Origin of the sequence: Rhodococcus ruber, from assembly GCF_027270735.1 — a bacterium.
Taxonomy (GTDB): Bacteria; Actinomycetota; Actinomycetes; order Mycobacteriales; family Mycobacteriaceae; genus Rhodococcoides; species Rhodococcoides rubrum_A.
Genome location: NZ_JAPWIJ010000006.1, coordinates 17,770 through 39,032 on the forward strand (window position 1 = coordinate 17,770; position 21,263 = coordinate 39,032).

Sequence of the window (21,263 nt, forward strand, 5' to 3'; positions counted from 1 at the left end):
TCATCTGTAGATGGGTCAATTGACGAACTATTTCAAACCTGACGATCGTTCGCCAGTCTCACATCGGGCACCGCGCCCGTTCAGCCCTCCAAAGACGCATCCAAGGTGATGTCCACGCCGGTCAGCGCCTTGCTGACGGGACACGTTTCTTTTGCGGCCTGAGCAGCCTTCGCAAACCCATCTGCGTCGAGACCGTCGACCTCGCCTCGAACGGTCAGCTTGATACCCGTCAACTTGAAACCGGGCTGGTCGGGACCGAGCGAAACGTCGGCGGTGACCTCGAGGCTCTGCGGGGTACCGCCCGCCTCGGCGATCAGGGCCGACAGCTGCATCGCGTAGCAACTCGAGTGAGCAGCCGCGATCAGTTCCTCGGGGCTGGTGGTGCCGTCGGCGTTCTCGGCGGCGCGCTTGGGAAACGACACGTCGAAAGTCGCTGCGCCGGAACTGGACAGCTCTACCTGGCCGGAACCCTGCTCGAGAGTGCCGTTCCAAGCTGTGCGTGAGGTACGAGTTGGCATCGAACTTCAGTCCTTTCGTTGTCGACCCTGTGTAGGACCGATACTCAGGCTAACGTCGGCGGCACGGCCGAGCCATCGAGTGCGGGAATCTCGACACGAAGGGTGCAACAGATGAAGAAGTGCGTGCACGCACTGGCGATCGCGTCGACGGTGCTGCTGGCGAGCGCAGTGGTATCGACCCCGGTCGCGAGCGCCGATTCACTGCGTGACTTCTACGACGCGCCCGTGCCGACCATCGCCGCGGCAGCCCCCGGCGAGCTCGTGAGGACCAAGCCGGTCACCTCACCCAAGGGATTCGGACTCGGCTTCGATATCGAACGCATTCTCTATCGGTCCAACGACACCCGCGACGAACCCATGGTCGTGTCCGGATACTCCATGACCCCCACCGCCCCGTGGCCCGGCCCCGGCCCGCGGCCGGTGATCGCCTACGCGCCCGGCACCTCCGGCATGGCCGACCGCTGCGCCGGATCGGCAGTTCTCGGCACCGTCGGGTCGTCCCCGGCCATCCTGCCGCTGCTCCTGGCCGGGTACCGCGTCGTCGCAACCGACTATCAGGGGCTGGGCACTCCCGGCGGACACACGTATCTGAACCGGCTCGCCTCGGGTCACGCTCTGCTGGACGCAGCCAGAGCGGCAGACGTCGACCCCACCACCCCGGTCGTGTTGTTCGGCTACTCCGAAGGCGGATTCGCGTCGGGGGCCGCTGCCGAAATTGCTGCCACCTACGCACCGGACCTCGATGTCGTCGGGGCATATGTCGGTGCACCACCGGCAGATCCGACGCTCAACATCGACAACCTGGACAACACGACTCTCGGTAGCGCCGTGCTCTTCGCCGTCGACGGAATGATCAACTCCTACCCGGAACGAGCGGAGAGCATCCGCAGCCTCTTCGACTCCGACGGCAATGCCGCGCTCGATGCAGCGCAGAACTGGTGCACCACCGACCGCGCGGCCACCGACATCGTGCACACCAGCGAACTCACCCGCGACGGCCGACCACTGATCGAGCAGCTGAGCAACCCGGCTTTCGCCGAGGTGACCGCAGCGAACACCGTCGGCCGCATCGCCCCCACCATGCCGGTGTACCTGTCGCATGCAGTCGAGGACGACACCGTGCCCGTCGCGCAGAGTCGAACACTGCTCGAGCGTTGGCAGGATCTGGGTGCCCGGGTCACCTATCGCGAGTACGAGTTTCCGGCCATCCCCTACAAGGGCGCGAACCACCTCCCCGGGGCCCTGGCCGCATACTCCGACGTCCTGCCCTGGATCGACGGCCTGGTTCACAACAGCTGATCTCAGGTGTGAAATCAGGGTGTTCACCGAGGCGCCGACCTCGGTGACGTTGGTTCACTCCATCCATGCGCATCGTGCACGCCCTCCTGACCATTGCAGCAGTTCTGACCGCAACCCCAACCATCTCCGACGACGGCAGCGCGTCGGACATCGCGGTGATCGCCGAGGATCTGGGCCTGCCTGGAGTGGCGTTCCGAGTCGTCTCCGAACGCGAGGTGATCGAGAACGTCGAGTACGGGGTGGACGGACACGGTGCCCCGATCGACGACGGCACGCCGTTCGTCTGGGGTTCGGTATCGAAGTCGGTGACGGCAGCGACGGTGCGCTCGCTGGCCTCGCAACAGCGCCTCGATCTGGGTGACACCGTGAATTCGGTTCTTCCGGAGAGTGATTCGATTCTTCCCGAGGACGTCACGATCAGCGACCTGGTCCACCACACCAGCGGACTCCCCCACGACGTTGCCCAGCTCGACGGGTGGGGACGAACCGACTCAGCACTGGACGTCGTACCCGCCCTCGATGTCGCCGCCGCCGAGCGCGGCAGTTTCCGATACTCCAGCCTGAATTACCTACTGCTGCAGGCAATCGTCGAGAAGATCACTGCCGAACCGTTCGCGAACGTCGTGGCTCGTGAAACCGGAGTGCACACCGTGGGTACCGTCACGCCCGGACACGTTCCCTTCTTCGGACTACCCCGACGCATCGACACCGGGATCGATGCCGCCGGACTAGGCTACGGCTACCTCGGCGGTTCGATCGACGAACTCTCGCATTACGCGGCACGGCAACTGACCGACCCGGCGTCGAACAGTCTCGACACGGTGCCGACGGGCTCGGGCACGGCATACGGATACGGGTGGTACGTCGAAACGCTGCCCGACGGTACCGAGATGCGATGGCATTCGGGGGCGGTTCCCGGCTACTTCACGCATGTTGCGCTCATTCCCGACCGCCATCTGGCCGTGGTGTTCGCCGCCAACAGATACGGCGAACTCGAGGCCGAAAGACTGGCTTCGGCTGCCCGCTCACTCGTTCTCAACCGACTCGGAATCGACGAACCCCGCAGCACCGGCCTCGGCATGTACGAGATCGCGCTGATCGCGTCGAGCACACTCGCGGTGTTGCTCGCACTGTGCGCAGGACGAATCCTGCTTCGCATCAGGACCGCCCCGGGCCGTTGGGCACCCGCACACATCCTGATGGCCGTCGCTGCCGGAGGAGTGCTGTACTTCGGGATGCCGATGCTCGCCGGTGCCCCCATCTCGACCCTTTCCCGCTGGGCTCCGGATATGACCCTGCTGTTCTGGATCGTGCTCGCCGAACTTGCGGTCATCGCCGTTGCCCTCGTCCCTCGGGTCTGGATCAATGCGCCTTTGTTGCAGTCTGACTGACTGAAATCCACATTGATCCACAAAGCGGAGGGGTCGGCGGGTCGGCGGGTCGGCGGACAATGGGCAGACATACGACAACGGGCGACCCTCCGAAGAGGATCGCCCGTTGGGGTGAACTGTGAAACTTACTCGCTGTCGCTGTCTCCGGTGGCCTTGGCCAGATCGACCGGGACCTCGTCGGGGACGATGATGGCCTTCTTCTCGCCGCGGAACGTGAACTTCGCGTCCTCGCCTGCGCCTTCGCCGTCCCAGTTCTCGACGTCGACCAGGATGATCTGGCCGGCTTCGATCTCGCCGAAGAGGATCTTCTCCGACAGGGCGTCCTCGATCTCGCGCTGGATGGTGCGACGCAGTGGCCGGGCACCCAGTACGGGGTCGAATCCGCGCTTGGCGAGCAACGACTTGGCCTTCTCGGTGACCTCGATCGCCATGTCCTTGTTCTTGAGCGCACCTTCGACTCGGTTGAGCATGAGATCGACCATCTGGATGATCTCGTCGCGGGTGAGCTGGTGGAACACGACGATGTCGTCGATACGGTTCAGGAACTCGGGGCGGAAATGCTTCTTCAGCTCGTCGTTGACCTTGAGCTTCATCCGCTCGTAGTTCGACCCGGTGCCTTCACCCGAGGAGAAGCCGAGACCGACAGCCTTCGAGATGTCTGCGGTACCGAGGTTCGAGGTGAAGATCAGCACGGTGTTCTTGAAGTCGACCGTGCGTCCCTGTCCGTCGGTGAGACGACCGTCTTCCAGGACCTGAAGCAGCGTGTTGTAGATCTCCGAGTGGGCCTTCTCGATCTCGTCGAACAGCACGACGGAGAACGGCTTGCGACGGACCTTCTCGGTGAGCTGGCCACCCTCTTCGTAGCCCACGTATCCGGGAGGAGCACCGAACAGACGCGAGGCGGTGAAGCGGTCGTGGAACTCGCCCATGTCGATCTGGATCAGCGCGTCGTCCTCGCCGAAGAGGAAGTTCGCGAGAGCCTTCGACAGCTCGGTCTTACCGACACCGGACGGGCCGGCGAAGATGAACGAGCCCGACGGACGCTTCGGGTCCTTCAGACCTGCACGGGTACGACGGATCGCCTTCGAGACGGCCTTGACTGCCTCGACCTGACCGATGATCCGCTTGTGCAGCTCGTCCTCCATGCGGAGCAGACGAGTGGTCTCTTCCTCGGTGAGCTTGAAGACGGGGATGCCGGTCCAGTTTCCGAGGACCTCGGCGATCTGCTCGTCGTCGACCTCGGCGATGACGTCGAGATCGCCGGAGCGCCACTGCTTCTCACGCTCAGCACGCTGACCGACGAGGGTCTTCTCCTTGTCGCGCAGGTTCGCAGCCTTCTCGAAGTCCTGAGCGTCGATGGCCGATTCCTTCTCCCGGCGCGCGTCGGCGATCTTGTCGTCGAACTCGCGCAGGTCTGGCGGCGCGGTCATCCGGCGGATGCGCATCCGCGCGCCCGCCTCGTCGATGAGGTCGATTGCCTTGTCGGGCAAGAACCGATCGTTGATGTACCGGTCGGCCAACGTAGCGGCCGCAACGAGTGCACCGTCGGTGATCGAGACGCGGTGGTGTGCCTCGTAGCGATCGCGCAGACCCTTGAGGATCTCGATGGTGTGCTCGACGGTCGGCTCGCCGACCTGAACAGGCTGGAAACGACGCTCGAGTGCGGCATCCTTCTCGATGTACTTGCGGTACTCGTCGAGGGTGGTGGCACCGATGGTCTGCAGTTCGCCACGAGCCAACTTCGGCTTGAGGATCGACGCGGCATCGATGGCACCTTCGGCAGCACCCGCGCCGACGAGCGTGTGCAGCTCGTCGATGAACAGGATGATGTCGCCGCGGGTGTTGATCTCCTTGAGCACCTTCTTCAGGCGCTCCTCGAAGTCACCGCGGTAACGGCTGCCGGCCACGAGCGAGCCGAGGTCGAGGGTGTAGAGCTGCTTGTCCTTGAGCGTCTCGGGAACTTCGCCGTTGACGATGGCCTGAGCCAGTCCCTCGACGACGGCCGTCTTACCGACGCCGGGCTCGCCGATCAGGACGGGGTTGTTCTTGGTACGACGCGAAAGCACCTGCATGACGCGCTCGATTTCCTTCGCGCGACCGATGACCGGGTCGAGCTTGCCTTCGAGCGCGGCCTGGGTGAGGTTGCGACCGAACTGATCGAGAACCAGTGACGTGGACGGGGTGCCCGCCTCGCCGCGACCGGTGCCGCTCTCGGACGGCTCCTTGCCCTGGTACCCGGACAGCAGCTGGATGACCTGCTGGCGTACCCGGTTGAGGTCGGCTCCGAGCTTGACCAGAACCTGAGCTGCGACGCCTTCGCCTTCGCGGATCAGGCCGAGCAGGATGTGCTCGGTGCCGATGTAGTTGTGGCCGAGCTGCAGTGCTTCACGCAGGCTGAGCTCGAGTACTTTCTTGGCGCGCGGGGTGAACGGGATGTGACCGGACGGAGCCTGCTGGCCCTGGCCGATGATCTCCTCGACCTGGCTGCGTACTCCTTCGAGGGAGATGCCCAGCGACTCGAGGGACTTGGCGGCGACGCCTTCGCCCTCGTGGATGAGGCCGAGCAGAATGTGCTCCGTGCCGATGTAGTTGTGGTTGAGCATCCGGGCTTCTTCTTGAGCCAGGACGACAACACGCCTCGCGCGATCGGTGAACCTCTCGAACATCGCTCTCCCTCACTTCTTGGTGGGTGGTAGCTCGCCCACCAGTTCTTCTAGCGCCGCAGTGTCCATACGCTGAGGTCGCTTGTGCATTTGAAGGTAAGACTGGTACTCACTGTAGTTGGCCGACGTTACGAACGCCGACCCTCCACCCCTGAAATGCTGCGCAACCGCCCGCAGATACGGACTGCCTTGCCTGCTTACTGTTCATAACGCAGGCACTATGCAAAACGTTTCCCATTCGATGTCCGCTGCTGGCGAACAGCGCTCTACCTGCCGATCAGGCCTGAGAGGGCTTGACGATCGGAAAAAGGATCGTTTCGCGGATACCGAGGCCGGTCAACGCCATCAACAGACGGTCGATGCCCATGCCGGTTCCGGTGGTCGGCGGCATGCCCTGCTCCATCGCGGCGAGGAAGTCCTCGTCCAGAACCATCGCCTCGTCGTCGCCCGCCGCAGCCTGACGAGCCTGGTCCTCGAAACGCTCGCGTTGGATGATCGGGTCTATCAACTCGGAGTATCCGGTCGCCAGCTCGAATCCGCGAACGTAGAGATCCCATTTCTCGGTGACGCCGGGCTTGCTGCGGTGCTGCCGGGTCAACGGGGACGTCTCGACGGGGAAATCGCGCACGAACGTCGGTTCGGTCAACGCGTCACCCACCTGGTGTTCCCACAGCTCCTCGACCAGCTTGCCGTGGCCGTAGATCGGGACGCCATCCTTGCGCGGCACGTCCAGCCCGACCTTGTCCGCGATCGCGAGCAGTTCGTCGACGGTGGTGTCGGGGGTGACGTCGAACCCGAGCGATTCGGACAACGACGGGTACATCTCCAGCGTCGTCCATTCGCCGCCGAGGTCGTAGGTGGTGCCGTCGGGCAGCGTCACGACCGTCGACCCGAGCGCAGCCACGGCCACTTCCTGGACGAGTTCACGCGTCATCGTCGCCGAATCGTCGTACGTACCGTAGGCCTCGTACGTCTCGAGCATTGCGAACTCCGGCGAGTGCGAGGAGTCGGCGCCTTCGTTACGGAAGTTGCGATTGATCTCGAAGACCTTCTCGATGCCGCCGACGACGCATCGCTTGAGGAACAGCTCCGGCGCGATCCGGAGGTAGAGATCGGTGTCCATGGCATTGGAATGGGTGACGAACGGCCGGGCCGCGGCGCCGCCGTGCAGCGTCTGCAGCATCGGTGTCTCGACCTCGAGGAAGCCGCGGCGCTCGAGCGCGTTGCGTAGTTCGCGAACCACGGCGATGCGCTTGCGTGCGGTCTCCCGGGCTTCCGGACGCGTGATCAGATCCAGGTAGCGCTGCCGGATGCGCGTCTCTTCGCTCAGTTCCTTGTGCGCGACGGGCAACGGCCGCAAGGACTTCGATGCGATCTGCCATGCGTCGGCCATGACCGACAGCTCGCCGCGACGGGAGCTGATCACCTCTCCGTGTACGAAGACGAAGTCGCCGAGGTCCACGTCGGCCTTCCACGCCGCCAGGGCGTCCTCGCCGACGCCGGCCAGGCTGATCATCGCCTGCAGTTGGGTACCGTCTCCCTCCTGCAGCGTGGCGAAGCACAGCTTGCCGGTGTTGCGGACGAAGATGACGCGGCCGACGACTCCCACGATCAGACCGGTGGTCGTGTCGGCTTCGAGCTCGGGAAACTCGGTGCGAATCTCGAGCAGGGAATGGGTCCGCGGAACCGACACCGGGTACGCCTCGACCCCGCGCTCGAGCAGCGCAGCGCGCTTGGCACGACGAATCCGTAGCTGCTCCGGGGTGTCGTCGGCCGGCTGGGTAGAAGCTGTATCACTCACGCGCACACACTTTACAGCGCAACGCTGTAAGGACGATCAGTGCGCTGCGACGGCCTCTGCCTCACGAACGCAGTGCTTGGCCTGCGTCAATACTCCGAGCAGCCCGGCCGATTTGAGGGCCTGATAGCCGCCGACCAGATCGGTGGCCTTGTGCAGACCCAGCAGCTTGAGCGACGCGGCCGCGAGCGAGGAGGTGTAGCCCTCCGAGCAGATGACGATCCACTCGACGTCGTGGTCGGTGGCGATCGCCAGACGCGCGTCACTGGTGGGATCCAGACGCCATTCGAGAACGTTGCGTTCGATGGCCAGCGCGCCCGGCAGCGTTCCCTCGACTGCTCGCTGGGCCTGCGGGCGGATATCGATCACGACAGCACCGCGGTCGACGGCGTCGCGCAGCTCGAAGACGGTGGTGCGGTCGATGGTCTCGCGAGCGGATTCCAGCATTTCGACAACGGTCATGGTGTGAATGGTCATCGCGTGGCCTTCTCGGGTTCGTCGGTGAGCTCGCTGCGGGTGCGGCGCAGAGTCGCGCGCTCGGTCACCTCGTAGTAGGACATCGCCGTCAGCGGCGGCGAGTAGGCGTGCACGCTGAGAGTGGGCCCGGTCGTGTTCGACGCCGGATCGTGCATCACGTCGTGCACCCATCCAAGCGGAAAGGCCGCCTGATCTCCCGCGTCGAGATGCCGTTCCTTCAGTTCGGTTCCCGCCCAGCGGTATTCGAGCAAAGAACCGCTCAGGACAGTCAAGGCACCGAGCGATCCGGCATGATCGTGCAGTTCGGTGGACCGATCGGGAACCCAGCTGATCAACCAGACGTCCAGATCGTCGTCCGAGTGCAGGCGAGTGGCCCAGCGCTCGTCGGTAGGCCACCGTCCACCGCCGGGTAGCAGGTGGTCGAAACGACCTTCGAGAACATCCGATGCGCCTTGATCGGTGATCCGAAGAAGGTCGGGAGGACGCAGCCGAGTCGGCAATGTCGAGACCGACCGTGAGGACGATCGGGGTCGGGAGGGTGCAGAAAATACAGGTGTGGAAAGCATGAAGCTCTACTCCAGGGGTGTGTGACGAACGAGGCAGCGGTCAGCCTCGACAACACTCCTGGGTGGCCATGCACGTCATCACGCCGACGATTCTGGCACACCGACGCCCGATGCGCTACCCACTCACCGAAACACTCAGCGCGGACGGCACCGAAGACATTCAGCGTGGACGCCGTGCCATGTTCCGTTCGTAGACCAGTCGCAGTCCCTCGAGCGTCAGGTCCGGTTCGTGATGCTCGATAGTGGTCGACTCGGGCAGGATCAGCGCCGCGATGTCTCCGGTGCCGATGACCGCGACGTCCGAACCGGTGACCTCGGGCACCTCGCGCCTGATCCGTCCGACGAGACCGTCCACCAGGCCCGCGAACCCGAAGATGGTGCCCGACTGGATGCACTCGACGGTGTTCTTGCCCAGCACCGACCGTGGCCGGACCATCTCCACCTCGCGCAGCGTGGCGGTTCGGGTCGACATCGCCCACGCCGACATTTCGAGCCCGGGCGCAATGGCACCGCCGAGGAATTCCCCCTTGGCAGATACGACGTCGACGCAGGTGGTGGTGCCGAAATCCACCACGATGCACGCCGAATCGTACAGATCGTGCGCGGCAAGGGTATTGACGATCCGATCGGCTCCGACCTCTTTGGGATTGTCCACCAGCAGCGGCACTCCGGTCCGGACGCCGGGTTCGACGACCACGTGCAGCACATGATCCCAATAGCGCGTGAGCATGGTGCGCATCTCGCGCAGCACCGACGGCACCGTCGACAGCGCAGTGATTCCGGTGATCTGTTCCGCATCGGCTCCCAGCAACCCACGCAACATCAGCGCCAGCTCGTCGGCTGTCACATGAGGATCGGTTCGAATGCGCCAGTCCCGCAGCAGCTTCGAGTGATCACCGGTACCGGTGAACAGCCCGACGACGGTACTGGTGTTGCGCACATCGATCGCGAGGAGCATCGAATCAGACCAGCACGGCATCGGCCCGGAGATCGCGCGGAGTGATCAGACCCGAGCCCGCAGGCGCATGAGCCGGATCGCTGCCGAGTTCGACCGGCCGGTTCTTCTGGTCGACGAACACCACCCGCGGCGCGTAGTCGGCAACTTCCTGCTCGTTCATCACCCCGTAGGCGATCAGAATCACCAAGTCGCCCGGATTGACCAGATGAGCTGCAGCCCCGTTGATTCCGATGACACCGCTGCCGCGCTCACCGGTGATCACGTACGTTTCGAGTCGAGCACCGTTGTCGATGTCGACGATGGTGACCTGCTCGCCTTCGAGCAGATCGGCAGCCTCCATCAGATCCTGATCGACGGTTACCGAGCCCACGTAGTGCAGGTCTGCATGTGTGACGGTGGCGCGATGGATCTTGGACTTCATCATGGTACGAAACATCGTGTCACTCTCCACTTTTCGGATCGTCCGGGTATTCGAGGAAGCCGGTGCCGACTGCGACACCGACGTTGTCGATCAATCTGGTGGTGCCCACCTTGGCCGCCACGAGCAGTCTTCCGTCTCCACGCTCGGGAGCCGGGCCGAGATGCGGGTCGCGCACTTCGAGGTAGTCGACCTGCACCAGCGGAGCCTCGTCGAGTACGGCACGCGCGGTGGCGATGATGGCCTCACTGCCACCTGCCGCAGCATGCGCCCCGGCCACCAGCGCAGCCGACAGCGCCATCGCCGCATCACGCTGTTCGGGGTCCAGATATCGATTACGCGAGGACAGTGCGAGACCGTCCTGCTCGCGCACCGTCGGTACGCCGATGACGGCGACGTCGAAGTTCAGATCTCGCACCATCTGCCGAATCAGCGTCAGCTGCTGGTAGTCCTTTTCCCCGAAGTACGCGCGATGGGGGGTCGCAATCTGCAGCAGCTTGGCGACGACGGTGAGCATGCCCGCGAAATGCGTTGGCCTGCTGCCACCTTCGAGTTCCGCTCCGAGCGGTCCGGGATTGACGGTGGTGCGCGGACCCGACGGATACATATCCGATACCGAGGGCGCGAAGACCAGCTCGACGCCCTCCTCGCGGAGCAACGCGACATCGGCGTCGAGAGTTCGTGGGTAGGCATCGAGATCTTCGCCGACCCCGAACTGAAGCGGATTGACGAAGATCGACACGATGACCACCGCGCCCGTGAGCTTTGCCTGGCGCACCAATTGCAGGTGACCGGCGTGAAGCGCACCCATGGTCGGCACCAGCGCAACCTGCTTGCCGACACCACGTAAGGCCTTGGACACCGACGTGATCACCGCAGGATCGTGATGAACTGTCAACTGCCCCTTGGTGTAGCTGCCCGCGAGGGTCATTGCTTCCCTTCCAGAAGTTCGATCAGGTCTGCCCTTGCACCGATGCGCTGCGCAGACCGAAGAGACAGCGCCCGGTACCCGGCGGCGATCCGAGGATCCACGGTCTCGAGCACGTCGAGGTGCTTACCGACGGCTGCGGTATCGCCTCGGGCCACCGGGCCGGTGAGCGCCGATTGCCCGTTTCGCAGGGCGTTGTCCAGAGCTGCTTCGAGCAGCGGAGCCAGAACACGCTCGGGCACACCACGTTCGGTATCGGAACCAGGAAAACCCGGTCCGGCCAACGCAACTCGAAGCGCTTCGACCGCGTCGACCACGAGTGTGACGAGATGATTGCTACCGTGCGCGAGGGCAGCGTGGTACAGCGCACGATTGTTCTCCGCCACATGTACCGGCTCACCGCCGATCTCGAGCACCAGAGCCTGCGCGACGGCGTAACCGATCTCGTCGCCGGCGGTGATGCCGAAGCACGCCGCCGTCATCCGGTCGGTGTCCTCGGCTCTGCCGCTGAACGTCATGGCCGGATGGATCGCGAGGGGTACGGCACCGAGCGCGGCGAGCGGTTCGAGCACCGACACCCCGTTCGCACCGGAGGTGTGCACCACGAGCTTCCCCGGCGCCACCGCTCCCGTGGCTGCCAAGCCGGCCACGATCGACGCCAATTCACTGTCGGGGACAGCAAGAATGAGCAGTTCCGCGCGGCGAGCCACCTCGTCGACCGGCAGAACCTGCGACTCGGGCAACCGGTCGCGGACCCGAGCAAGCGACGCGTCCGACACGGCGGCGGCACCGACTACGACGTGACCGACGCGTTCGAGCGCCTCACCGAATGCAGTACCTACCCGCCCGGCCGAGACGACACCCACCGTCAATCGAGCCGGAGACAGACCACCAGTGAACCCTGATGAGGTCACCGAAAACTTCCTCTCGTTCGTTCCAGTCCCGCGCGGCGGGTACCAGACGTCCTGCAGGAAACAATAGCGATCATGACCTCTGCAAGGCCATAGACGGACGGAGTGATCTGGTTCTCAGTCTGCGCGACGACGACGGCGACGCGTCCCGGGGTCGGTGGTCGTGGTGTCGGCCGAGTCGCCGCCGGCCAGACCTGCCATGATCTCCGCGACGGATCGGCCGTTCGAGTGTGCGCCGGTGGCATCCTCGTCGGTCGACTCGGCACGCCTGCGACCGCGACGAGGCGAGGCGGACGTATCCACGGCTGGAGTCTGGTAATCCCGATCGACCGAGAAGAACGCATCCGCTGATTCGCGCAATGCACTACGGGAAGCCGGGTAGGAGTCGCCGTCGCGAGCCGAGTCCGATCCGTACGCAGGGTCCGAAACGTCGTCAGCTGCAGGCTCGGCCTCGGAATACTCGGACTGCCGAGGTTCGACAGGGGTCGAGGACTCCGCGGCCTGGTTTTCATCGGCATGGTATTCATCGGCCGCATCGGTCTCGGCCTCGTACGTTTCCGCGGTGGGCCGAGGTTCGTAGTCCTGTGGTTCCGGCTCCGCTGCCGGCGGACGCGTCTGCTCGAAGTTGTATGCCGTGAACGGCGAGCTGGGCGGAGTCACTCGCGCGGCAGGTCTCGGCGCGCTGTACGGACGCGGCCGCGCTACTGGGTGCTCGTAAGCATCTACCTCGTCCACAGCTGTTGCCGACGCGTCGTAGCTCGGCTCCTCGGTCTCGAACGAATCGGTCTCGAACGAGTTCTCGGCGTACGAACCCTGCGCGGCGGTGGCCTGCGGCATCTCGTCCGGTCCTTCGGGATACACCACCGACGTCTCGGCCGTGACGGGCTCGTCGTAGGGAGTTCCGACGCCGTTGAGCCCGGTGCCCGCGGCCGTCGGACCGTTACCGTTCCCACCACCGGGTACGTACAGTCCGGACGGCGCAGGCTGGTAGCTGTCGTATCGCCGACCGCCGAGCTCCTGCATTCTCATCGCCTCGGCCCGCAACGCGACGCGTTCGGTCGGCAGATTGCCGTCGAACAGCACCTGCAGGTTCTGGCGGAGCGCGGCGAGTTCGTTGCGCAATGCTGCGACTTCGTCGATCTCCATTCGCGATTCGCTACGAACCCGGGCCTCGACGCTCATCTCGTACTCGCGTCGCGCCGAAATCTCACGAGCCAACTGCAACTCGTAGACCGTCTGCAGATCCTTGGCCTTGGTCTGGTCCGCAGCCGATTCCCGTCGGTACTTGGTCATTGCGAAAGCACCGATCACGGCGGCCCACAGCGCCGAGAGAACGCCGACCCTCATCCACTGCACACTCTCGGTGAACAGCAGGAACACGCTGGCGACGATGCCGAACACGACGAGCGCCGCAAGAAACAGCTGGCTCGCACTACGCCTGTTTCGGCGCCCCTTCTTTGCGCGAGTCTGATCTGTCATGTTCACCAGGGTAACTGGCAACCCGTTCGCAAATAGTCATCCTCGACCGATCACTTACACAACCGAGGTAACAATCAAATGTTTCGTGCGTTACCGGGAGCGCTCGTCGTCCCGATCCTTCGGGGTTCGGCAACACTGCTCGAGCCAGACCGCGGCAGCGACGACGGCCACTCCCGCAACCAGCGCCACCATCGCGCCGACCCGATCGGACGACGCGGCCCGCACTGTCGTCGCACGCGGCATCACATACACCAGAAATCCGACGCAGACCCCGACGACAGCGGTCCCCACCAGCATCGATGCCTTCGCCAGCACCAGGGCCCTGTACACCGTCAACGGACTCAGATCGTGCAGACCTGTGCCCACGCGGTGCTCCGCGATGCGATTGCGGACGATCACTGCGGTCACCACTTCCACCACCGCCACCAGGTACAACGACGCGCCGGCGTACACCGGAATCGGCGGCACCGAACCGTAGAAAACCCGGACCAGCAGCCAGGTGCCGACCGAGGCGACCAGGAAAATACCCAAGACATCCCCGACCTTGGTGGGATTGGTCACCACAGGCGATCACCGGTGCCGTCGAGACGTACGACTCCGGCACGCTCCTCCGCACTCGATCGCGAAAGCAGCTCGGTCACCGGCACATCCTCGTCACCGACGCGCAAGGTGGCGTCGGGTTCGACGTCGAGCCACGGCAGCAGCACGAATGCCCGCTCGTGCGCGCGGGGATGCGGAAGTATCAGGCGAGGGTCCTCGCTGATCACGTCGTCGCACACGATCACGTCGACGTCGAGGCTGCGTGGCCCCCATCGCTGCACTCGAACGCGATCCGCCGCCTCCTCGAGTTGCTGCCCCAAGCGCAACCAGTCCCAGGGGCCGTACGCCTCGTCCTCGGCCACCAGGACCGCATTGAGAAAATCCTGCTGCTCGACACCACCCCAGGGAGCAGATCGGTAGACGGCCGAACAGGCCACCAGTCGCGATCCCAATCCTGTTGTCACCGAACGCAAGTGACCGAGCGAGTCGCCGATGTTACTGCCGATCGACAGCACCGCACGCGTCACGTCCGCTCCCGATACGCCACCACGGCCACGTCCTCGAATGACAGTGGGATGGGGGCAGACGGCTTGTGCAGCACCACTTCCACCGCGTCGACGCGGGAATCGTATGCCAGCACGACCTCGGCGATCTCGGCCGAGACCGTCTCGATCAGGTCCCTGGAAGGTCCCGAGATCACGGCCGCGGCATGTTCGGCCAGTTCGCCGTAGTGCAGCGTCCTGGTCAGATCGTCGGTCTCGGCTGCGGGACGTAGATTCATCCATACGGTGATGTCGACGACGAAGTCCTGACCGTCGCGCTTCTCGAAGTCGAAGACTCCGTGATTGCCGCGGACCGTCAGGCCACGTAGTTCGATGCGGTCGCCGCGACGCGTTCCGAGACCGTCGCGGCCGCTGGTCTCGCTCATGCCCGATCACCCTGCCATGCCTTGACGACGGCCACCGCGTCGAGTGACGCCTGGACGTCGTGCACCCGCACACCCCATGCGCCACCGGCGACGGCGAGTGCCGATACGACGGCCGTGGCGATCTCACGTCCGTCCGGTGGTCGAGGCGCGCCGCTTTCGTCGGCCAGGAGCGACCCGAGGAAGCGCTTACGGGAGGCACCGACGAGTACCGGAAAACCGGCCGCCACCAGCTCGGGTAGGCCCCGAAGCAGTTGCCAGTTGTGCTCGGCGTTCTTGGCGAAGCCGAGGCCGGGATCGAGCACGAGCGCCGATTCGTCGACCCCCGCGGCCACCGCGTGATCGACCTGTTCCAGTAGTTCGTTGCGTACGTCGGCAACCACGTCGTCGTACCGGTCGGCCGGACCGGAGTGTCGATACTCGGAGCCGGCGGCCCGCCAGTGCATCAGGATCCACGGCAACCCGCCGTCCGCGACCACCCCGGCCATGGCCGAATCGGCTCGGCCGCCCGACACATCGTTCACTATCGACACGCCTGCCTCGATGGCAGCCTCGGCGACCGAGGCGCGCATCGTGTCGACGCTGGTCACCACGCCTTCGGCGGCCAGCGCGGCGATCACCGGCACCACACGCTCGGCCTCGAGAAGCGGATCGATCCGGTCGGCCCCTGGGCGCGTCGATTCACCACCGACGTCCACGACATCGACTCCGCGGCGATGCATCGCCAACCCGTGCTCGACAGCGGCGTCGATGTCGAGGTACCGACCGCCGTCGGAAAAGGAATCGGCAGTGACGTTGAGAACGCCCATGACGACGGGGGCCGACGGGATACTCCTCGCGAGACTCATCGGGTTTCGACCGGTCGCGTCATTTCCGCAGGATCAGGTCCAGTGCTTCCGAACGCGACGCCGCGCTGGACTGCAGCAGACCCCGCACTGCCGAGGTGGTGGTGCTGGCACCGGGCTTGCGAATTCCGCGCATCGCCATGCACAGGTGCTCGGCCTCGATGACGACGATCGCTCCGCGCGGGTCGAGCTTGCGCATCAAGGCGTCGGCGATCTGGCTGGTCAGACGTTCCTGCACCTGGGGGCGCTTGGCGTACATGTCCACCACGCGCGCCAGTTTCGACAGGCCGGTGACCTTGCCGCTCTTGCCGGGGATGTATCCGACATGTGCAACGCCATGGAACGAGACCAGGTGGTGCTCGCACGTGGAGTACATCGGGATGTCGCGGACGAGTACCAGTTCCTGATGGCCCTCGTCGAACGTCGTGTTCAACGCCGTGTCCGGGTCTGTGTAGAGCCCGGCGAAGATTTCACGGTAGGAGCGCGCAACGCGGGCCGGAGTATCGAGCAAGCCGGGGCGATCGGGATCTTCGCCGACGGCGATCAGCAACTCACGCACTGCAGCCTCGGCGCGAGGCTGGTCGAAGACCGCCCCAGTGGCGTAGGCAACCGTCTGCTCGACTGCTTGCTGCTCGACTGCCGGGACTTCTGCCGAGTCGCTGGTCGACTCGTCGGTCCGATTGACTGACACGTGAACGTACCTCCGTTTGGGCTCCACGAATGTGACGGCTGGGCTCAACTGCAACGGTCTCCAAAAGGACAATTGCGGGTGTGCCCAGCACGGTTCGAACGACGTGCTGGGCCGACCGTCACGATCGACCCAGCAAGCCTAATGACCGGTCTAGCGGTACGAACCCCCCGGCCCTTCCCAGCGCTGAGTCTGCGGGCCTTCGTCGCCGTCGTCCTCGGCTCGCTCGTCGCGTCGCGGGTCCTCGGACGGAGTGTCGCCGGAACGGTCGTCGCCGGGAAGCGGGTAGTTCTGCGACGGACCGGGCACCTGCCACGACGGGGCCGACGGCTCCTCGTGGGCGGAACCATCCGGGTTTTCGCCGTACGGGGGCGCATGTCGAGACGTCCGACCTTGATCCCGCGTATCGGGTCGGAACGGATCCGGCTGATACTGCGGCGGTTGGTAAGCCTGTTGGCCGGTCGGCGGTTGGTACGACTGCGGCTGCTGATACGTCGGGTGCTGTCGGTAGGTCGGCTGGCCCTGAGGCGGCTCGTACCGATTCTGTTCCGGTCGATCCGATTCCGGCTGCTCACGAGTCGGCTCATTCTGGGCCGGCGGCGTAGTCGGGCCCTGGTAGCGCGGCACCGACGGCTGATCTCGCGGCGGCCAGCCCGGAGCAGACCATCCTGCCGGAGCGCCGTAATCGGGCCGTGAACCCGAGTTGGGGGCCGGACGGGGTTCCGGTCTGCGATAGCCCTCGGAGTAGCCGCCTTCGTTGGGAGCACCACCGTTGGGAGCACCACCGTTGGGAGCACCACCGTAATTGCCGTTGGGGCCACCACCGTTGTAGCCGCCGCCGTGGGCCGGGCCGCCGCTGTTCGGCGCACCGTTGGTCGGAATCCCGTTGGTCGGAGCACCGTTCGCCGGAGCACCGTTGACCGGGCTGCCGTTGTATCCGTTGCTTCCGTTCGGGTAACCACCCTTACTCAGCTGCGGCGAACCGGAGTAGCTGGGCTGCGGAACCTGTTGCGGTGGAAGCTGTTTCGGAGCCGGCGGCACCGGAGGCCACGGCTCGCCGCGCTCGGCGGCAAGTTCGCGCGGAGTCTTCACCGGCGGCTTGTCCGAGGGCTTGCGGTCACCGAAGTCGTTGAACAACGTGATGCGCGGGCGCTTGGTGACGCTGTGGAAGATCTTCTCGAGGTCCTTGCGGGTGAGCGTCTCACGTTCGAGCAGCTCGGAGGCAAGGGTGTCGAGCAGGTCGCGGTATTCGTTGAGGATGGCCCACGCTTCGGTGTGTGCGGCCTCGATGAGTTTGCGCACCTCCTCGTCGATCTCGCGGGCTACCTCGTGCGAGAAGTCGGACTGCTGGCCCATCGAACGGCCCAGGAACGGATCGCCCTGTTCCTGCCCGTACCGAACGGCACCGAGCTTGCTGCTCATGCCGTACTCGGTGACCATCGCGCGGGCAATCTTGGTGGCTTGATCGATGTCCGAGGATGCACCGGTGGTCGGCTCGTGGAAGACGAGCTCCTCCGCGGCGCGTCCGCCCATAGCCATCACCAGACGAGCGATCATCTCCGACCGCGTCATCAAGCCCTTGTCGTCCTCGGGCACCGTCATCGCGTGCCCGCCGGTACGGCCGCGAGCGAGGATCGTGACCTTGTAGACGGGCTCGATATCGGGCATTGCCCACGCAGCGAGTGTGTGTCCACCCTCGTGGTACGCGGTGATCTTGCGCTCGTGCTCGCTGATGATGCGGCTCTTGCGTCGAGGACCACCGACGACGCGGTCCACCGACTCCTCGAGCGAGGCCTCGGTGATGACGGTGCCGTTCTCACGCGCGGTGAGCAGTGCCGCTTCGTTGATGACGTTGGCCAAGTCTGCACCCGACATTCCGACGGTTCGCTTGGCGAGACCCTCGAGGTCGGCGTCCTGAGCAACGGGCTTGCCTGCCGAGTGCACCTTCAGGATTGCCCGACGGCCGGCCAGGTCGGGGGCACCGACCGGGATCTGGCGGTCGAAGCGGCCCGGGCGCAGCAACGCCGGGTCGAGGATGTCGGGGCGGTTGGTCGCGGCGATGAGGATGACGCCGGTGCGCTCACCGAAGCCGTCCATCTCGACGAGGAGCTGGTTGAGCGTCTGCTCGCGCTCGTCGTGTCCGCCGCCCATACCCGCACCGCGCTGGCGGCCGACGGCGTCGATCTCGTCGACGAAGATGATGCAGGGGCTGTTCTGCTTGGCCTGCTCGAAGAGGTCGCGTACTCGGGATGCACCGACACCGACGAACATCTCGACGAAGTCCGAGCCCGAGATGGTGAAGAACGGGACGCCCGCCTCGCCTGCGACCGCGCGCGCGAGCAGAGTCTTACCGGTTCCGGGAGGCCCGTAGAGCAGCACGCCGCGCGGGATCTTGGCACCGAGCGCCTGGTAGCGCGCCGGGTTCTGCAGGAAGTCCTTGATCTCGTACAGCTCTTCGACGGCCTCGTCCGCGCCCGCGACGTCGGCGAACGTGGTCTTCGGCATGTCTTTCGTCAGCTGCTTGGCCTTGGACTTGCCGAAGCCCATGACTCCGCCGCGCCCGCCGCCCTGCATGCGGCTCATCACGAAGATGATCACACCGAGGATCAACACCATCGGAAGGATCAGCAGCAGGAACGAGCTGAACCAGCTCTCCTGAGTGACGGTGGTGTTGTAGCTGTTCAGGCCCTGCGAGTCGACCTTGTCGAAGATCTGCTCGGACGCCGAATCCGGGTACTTCGCGATGATCTGCTTCTGGTTGTCCGTGGCGTCGGAGGCCTCTTTGAGAGTCAACCGGATCTGCTGCTCACGGTCGTCGATCTGCGCGGACTCGACATTGCGGTCGTCGAGCTGGGCGATCGCCACCGAAGTGTCGACCGACGTCCAGTTCCGCGTGTCGTTACCGAAGTAACTGAAGGCATAGATCACCAACAGAATGCCGAAAACGATGGCAAGATTTCGTATTACTGTCTTCCGATTCATACAGCTTCAGCCGAGTCGGCCGTGTCCTTTCAGTCCGCTCCCGCGCGCTGGCTGCTCCCTGCCCGCCGGATACTCCAGGCTAGCGCGAGACTCGGACATCTGACTCGCTCATACCTGGTGCTCTGCGTCCACGCACCTGTTTGCGTCGACGCTTGTTCCCCTCCAACGACCGCACTCCCCCGGCAGTTCCCCACCTCTTCGGCACCCTATCCGCATCGATGGACCATTGCATACGTCTCGGCGCGGCAATGGTCCATTCACGCGGGGGCCGTTCACACGGGGGCCGTTCACGCGAGCCGGGTGGACCGAACAACTCGGCTCAGCTGTAGACCTTCGGGTCCAGCAGGCCGATGTACGGCAGATCCCGGTAGCGCTCGTTGTAGTCGAGGCCGTATCCGACGACGAACTCGTTGGGGATGTCGAAGCCCACGTTCGCGACCTCGACGTCGACCTTGATCGCGTCGGGCTTTCGCAGCAGTGTCACCACCGACAGCGAGGCGGGCGAACGGGTCGCGAGGTTGCGCTTGAGCCAGCTCAGCGTCAGACCGGAGTCGATGATGTCCTCGACGATCAGCACGTGCCGTCCGGTGATGTCGCGGTCGAGGTCCTTGAGAATCCGGACGACACCGGAGGACGACGTCGACGAGCCGTAGGAGCTGACCGCCATGAACTCGAGCTGCGCCGGGATCGGCAGCGCCCGGGCGAAGTCGGTCATGAACATGATCGCGCCCTTCAGGACTCCGACCAGCAGGAGGTCACCTTCCGGGGAGCCTTCGGGGTACCGCTTGGCGATCTCTTCTGCGAGTTCCGCAGTGCGCGCTTTGATCTGTTCCTCGGAAATGAGAACCGATTCGATGTCGCCCTCGTACACGGGGTTTCCCTTCATTCGTTCTCCAGGCCGACGCTCAGCCTGCCACGTCGACGCGAGCACACCAACCTGGCGTCGGGCGTTCCTCCTGGCAGCGCAACCCCGCCCTGGCCAGTCCACTGTCCGACAAGCGCGTCGACGGCTCGGAGCTGTCGATCGGTCGACGACGTCACTCCCCGGCCGATCAACCATCGGCGCAGCACTCGTCGGCGAACAGCGGGGGCGAGCTTCTCGATCGCCGAGACCTCGATGTCCGGCCCATCGGTGTCTGCAACGGACCCGGCGAGCGCGTCGAGCACGGCGCCGTCCTCACGCAACTGCTCGGCCGTCCGAGCCAGCGCAGCGGCGACGCCACCGCCCAGCACGTCCTCGAGCAACGGCAACACCTCGTGGCGCAGCCGCACCCGAGTGAAATCGGTATCGGTGTTGTGCGGATCCTCGAACGGCTCCAGCCCCAGCTCGACGCAGGCAGCCCGGGTGATCACCCGCCTGACTCCGAGCAGCGGACGGCCCCACGGTGCGGCGAACGCCGTCATACCCGCAATCGACCGCGGCCCCGATCCGCGTCCCAACCCGAGCAGCACCGTCTCGGCCTGATCGTCGAGCGTGTGCGCCACCAGCACCGACGCGTCGCCGCGCGCGAGATTCAACGCGTCGTACCTGGCTCTGCGGGCCGCTGCTTCCGTCCCGCCCGAACCGGTGACGCGAACCGGCAGAACACGAGCATCGACCACACCCAACTCCAGCGCCCTCGCAGCAGCCGTTGCCGCGACCTCGGCCGAGCCCTCCTGCAGACCGTGGTCGACGATGAGCGCGCGCACGTTCGGGGCCTCGGCCACGCTCGCGGCCGTCAACGCGAGCGAATCCGCACCACCGGACAGCGCAACGGCAACCGGACCGGGATGCGCCGCGAGCCACGCCCGCACCGCATGCCGAACCTCCAGCAGGGCAGGGCCCTCGGGCAATCTGGGTCGTTCCGCGGGCTCCACTCCCTGGGGCAATCTGGGTC

General features: G+C 65.1%; 20 protein-coding genes. 2 read left to right on the forward strand and 18 right to left on the reverse strand.

From position 1 onward, the window contains the following. Positions 1-80: 80 nt before the first annotated feature. Positions 81-518 carry an OsmC family protein gene (locus tag O4220_RS14875; protein ID WP_032401489.1) on the reverse strand — a complete coding sequence of 146 codons (438 nt, stop codon included), beginning with the start codon at positions 516-518 and terminating at the stop codon, positions 81-83. A 111-nt stretch (positions 519-629) separates the two neighbouring features. On the opposite strand from O4220_RS14875, the gene O4220_RS14880 reads away from it, so the two are divergent. Beyond that, on the forward strand, positions 630-1,817 hold the full coding sequence (locus O4220_RS14880; protein WP_269605479.1) for a lipase family protein: 1,188 nt from the start codon (positions 630-632) through the stop codon (positions 1,815-1,817). Positions 1,818-1,882: 65 nt separating this feature from the next. After that, positions 1,883-3,208, forward strand: a complete 1,326-nt coding sequence (locus O4220_RS14885; protein ID WP_269605481.1) for a serine hydrolase domain-containing protein — start codon at positions 1,883-1,885, stop codon at positions 3,206-3,208. A gap of 125 nt (positions 3,209-3,333) precedes the next feature. Here O4220_RS14885 and O4220_RS14890 read toward each other — a convergent pair whose 3' ends face one another. The 17 genes from O4220_RS14890 to tilS all read right to left on the reverse strand — a co-directional run bounded on the left by O4220_RS14890 (position 3,334) and on the right by tilS (position 21,219). Next, on the reverse strand, positions 3,334-5,874 hold the full coding sequence (locus tag O4220_RS14890; protein ID WP_269605483.1) for an ATP-dependent Clp protease ATP-binding subunit: 2,541 nt from the start codon (positions 5,872-5,874) through the stop codon (positions 3,334-3,336). Between the two features lie 274 nt (positions 5,875-6,148). Then, entirely contained in the window at positions 6,149-7,672 is a 1,524-nt protein-coding gene (gene lysS / locus O4220_RS14895) for a lysine--tRNA ligase (RefSeq protein ID WP_269605485.1), read from the reverse strand. Positions 7,673-7,708: 36 nt separating this feature from the next. Then, entirely contained in the window at positions 7,709-8,131 is a 423-nt protein-coding gene (locus O4220_RS14900) for a rhodanese-like domain-containing protein (RefSeq protein ID WP_269606289.1), read from the reverse strand. 11 nt (positions 8,132-8,142) lie between these two features. Then, positions 8,143-8,712 carry a cysteine dioxygenase gene (locus tag O4220_RS14905; protein WP_269605487.1) on the reverse strand — a complete coding sequence of 190 codons (570 nt, stop codon included), beginning with the start codon at positions 8,710-8,712 and terminating at the stop codon, positions 8,143-8,145. 160 nt (positions 8,713-8,872) lie between these two features. Beyond that, the gene (locus O4220_RS14910) at positions 8,873-9,670 is read right to left on the reverse strand and encodes a type III pantothenate kinase (protein ID WP_269605490.1); all 798 of its coding nucleotides are present in this window, start codon (positions 9,668-9,670) and stop codon (positions 8,873-8,875) included. Between the two features lie 4 nt (positions 9,671-9,674). Beyond that, complete coding sequence (gene panD / locus O4220_RS14915) at positions 9,675-10,106, reverse strand: aspartate 1-decarboxylase (protein WP_269605491.1); 432 nt, start codon at positions 10,104-10,106, stop codon at positions 9,675-9,677. Positions 10,107-10,110: 4 nt separating this feature from the next. After that, a complete protein-coding gene (gene panC, locus O4220_RS14920; protein WP_269605493.1) occupies positions 10,111-11,019 on the reverse strand; it encodes a pantoate--beta-alanine ligase in 909 nt (302 codons plus the stop codon). Further along, positions 11,016-11,930 carry a Rossmann-like and DUF2520 domain-containing protein gene (locus O4220_RS14925; RefSeq protein WP_269605495.1) on the reverse strand — a complete coding sequence of 305 codons (915 nt, stop codon included), beginning with the start codon at positions 11,928-11,930 and terminating at the stop codon, positions 11,016-11,018. The genes panC and O4220_RS14925 overlap by 4 nt, the downstream gene beginning before the upstream one ends. Before the next feature lie 114 nt (positions 11,931-12,044). Continuing rightward, positions 12,045-13,406, reverse strand: a complete 1,362-nt coding sequence (locus O4220_RS14930) for a DUF6779 domain-containing protein (RefSeq protein ID WP_269605497.1) — start codon at positions 13,404-13,406, stop codon at positions 12,045-12,047. A gap of 90 nt (positions 13,407-13,496) precedes the next feature. Next, entirely contained in the window at positions 13,497-13,970 is a 474-nt protein-coding gene (locus tag O4220_RS14935) for a DUF3180 domain-containing protein (RefSeq protein WP_420030398.1), read from the reverse strand. Next, entirely contained in the window at positions 13,964-14,473 is a 510-nt protein-coding gene (gene folK, locus O4220_RS14940) for a 2-amino-4-hydroxy-6-hydroxymethyldihydropteridine diphosphokinase (RefSeq protein WP_269605501.1), read from the reverse strand. Before folK ends, O4220_RS14935 begins: the two co-directional genes overlap by 7 nt. Next, on the reverse strand, positions 14,470-14,874 hold the full coding sequence (gene folB, locus O4220_RS14945; protein WP_269605503.1) for a dihydroneopterin aldolase: 405 nt from the start codon (positions 14,872-14,874) through the stop codon (positions 14,470-14,472). The genes folK and folB overlap by 4 nt, the downstream gene beginning before the upstream one ends. After that, a complete protein-coding gene (gene folP / locus O4220_RS14950; RefSeq protein ID WP_269605505.1) occupies positions 14,871-15,719 on the reverse strand; it encodes a dihydropteroate synthase in 849 nt (282 codons plus the stop codon). The genes folB and folP overlap by 4 nt, the downstream gene beginning before the upstream one ends. A gap of 19 nt (positions 15,720-15,738) precedes the next feature. Next, positions 15,739-16,407: a GTP cyclohydrolase I FolE gene (gene folE, locus O4220_RS14955; protein WP_269605507.1), complete on the reverse strand. Its 669-nt coding sequence runs from the start codon at positions 16,405-16,407 to the stop codon at positions 15,739-15,741. A 150-nt stretch (positions 16,408-16,557) separates the two neighbouring features. Next, positions 16,558-19,386 carry an ATP-dependent zinc metalloprotease FtsH gene (ftsH, locus tag O4220_RS14960; RefSeq protein WP_269605509.1) on the reverse strand — a complete coding sequence of 943 codons (2,829 nt, stop codon included), beginning with the start codon at positions 19,384-19,386 and terminating at the stop codon, positions 16,558-16,560. Between the two features lie 319 nt (positions 19,387-19,705). Further along, positions 19,706-20,257 (reverse strand): hypoxanthine phosphoribosyltransferase, encoded by a 552-nt coding sequence (hpt, locus tag O4220_RS14965; RefSeq protein WP_032380712.1) that lies wholly within the window; start codon positions 20,255-20,257, stop codon positions 19,706-19,708. A gap of 11 nt (positions 20,258-20,268) precedes the next feature. After that, the gene (gene tilS / locus O4220_RS14970; protein ID WP_269605512.1) at positions 20,269-21,219 is read right to left on the reverse strand and encodes a tRNA lysidine(34) synthetase TilS; all 951 of its coding nucleotides are present in this window, start codon (positions 21,217-21,219) and stop codon (positions 20,269-20,271) included. Between the last annotated feature and the right edge of the window lie 44 nt (positions 21,220-21,263).

Coding starts and splice junctions, on each gene's coding strand:
- O4220_RS14875 (WP_032401489.1), bottom strand. CDS start 518: ATGCCAACTCGTACCTCACGCACAGCTTGGAACGGCACTCTCGAGCAG.
- O4220_RS14900 (WP_269606289.1), bottom strand. CDS start 8,131: ATGACCGTTGTCGAAATGCTGGAATCCGCTCGCGAGACCATCGACCGC.
- O4220_RS14880 (WP_269605479.1), top strand. CDS start 630: ATGAAGAAGTGCGTGCACGCACTGGCGATCGCGTCGACGGTGCTGCTG.
- O4220_RS14905 (WP_269605487.1), bottom strand. CDS start 8,712: ATGCTTTCCACACCTGTATTTTCTGCACCCTCCCGACCCCGATCGTCC.
- panC (WP_269605493.1), bottom strand. CDS start 11,019: ATGACCCTCGCGGGCAGCTACACCAAGGGGCAGTTGACAGTTCATCAC.
- ftsH (WP_269605509.1), bottom strand. CDS start 19,386: ATGAATCGGAAGACAGTAATACGAAATCTTGCCATCGTTTTCGGCATT.
- O4220_RS14930 (WP_269605497.1), bottom strand. CDS start 13,406: ATGACAGATCAGACTCGCGCAAAGAAGGGGCGCCGAAACAGGCGTAGT.
- folP (WP_269605505.1), bottom strand. CDS start 15,719: ATGAGTCTCGCGAGGAGTATCCCGTCGGCCCCCGTCGTCATGGGCGTT.
- folB (WP_269605503.1), bottom strand. CDS start 14,874: ATGAGCGAGACCAGCGGCCGCGACGGTCTCGGAACGCGTCGCGGCGAC.
- O4220_RS14890 (WP_269605483.1), bottom strand. CDS start 5,874: ATGTTCGAGAGGTTCACCGATCGCGCGAGGCGTGTTGTCGTCCTGGCT.
- O4220_RS14885 (WP_269605481.1), top strand. CDS start 1,883: ATGCGCATCGTGCACGCCCTCCTGACCATTGCAGCAGTTCTGACCGCA.
- panD (WP_269605491.1), bottom strand. CDS start 10,106: ATGTTTCGTACCATGATGAAGTCCAAGATCCATCGCGCCACCGTCACA.
- O4220_RS14910 (WP_269605490.1), bottom strand. CDS start 9,670: ATGCTCCTCGCGATCGATGTGCGCAACACCAGTACCGTCGTCGGGCTG.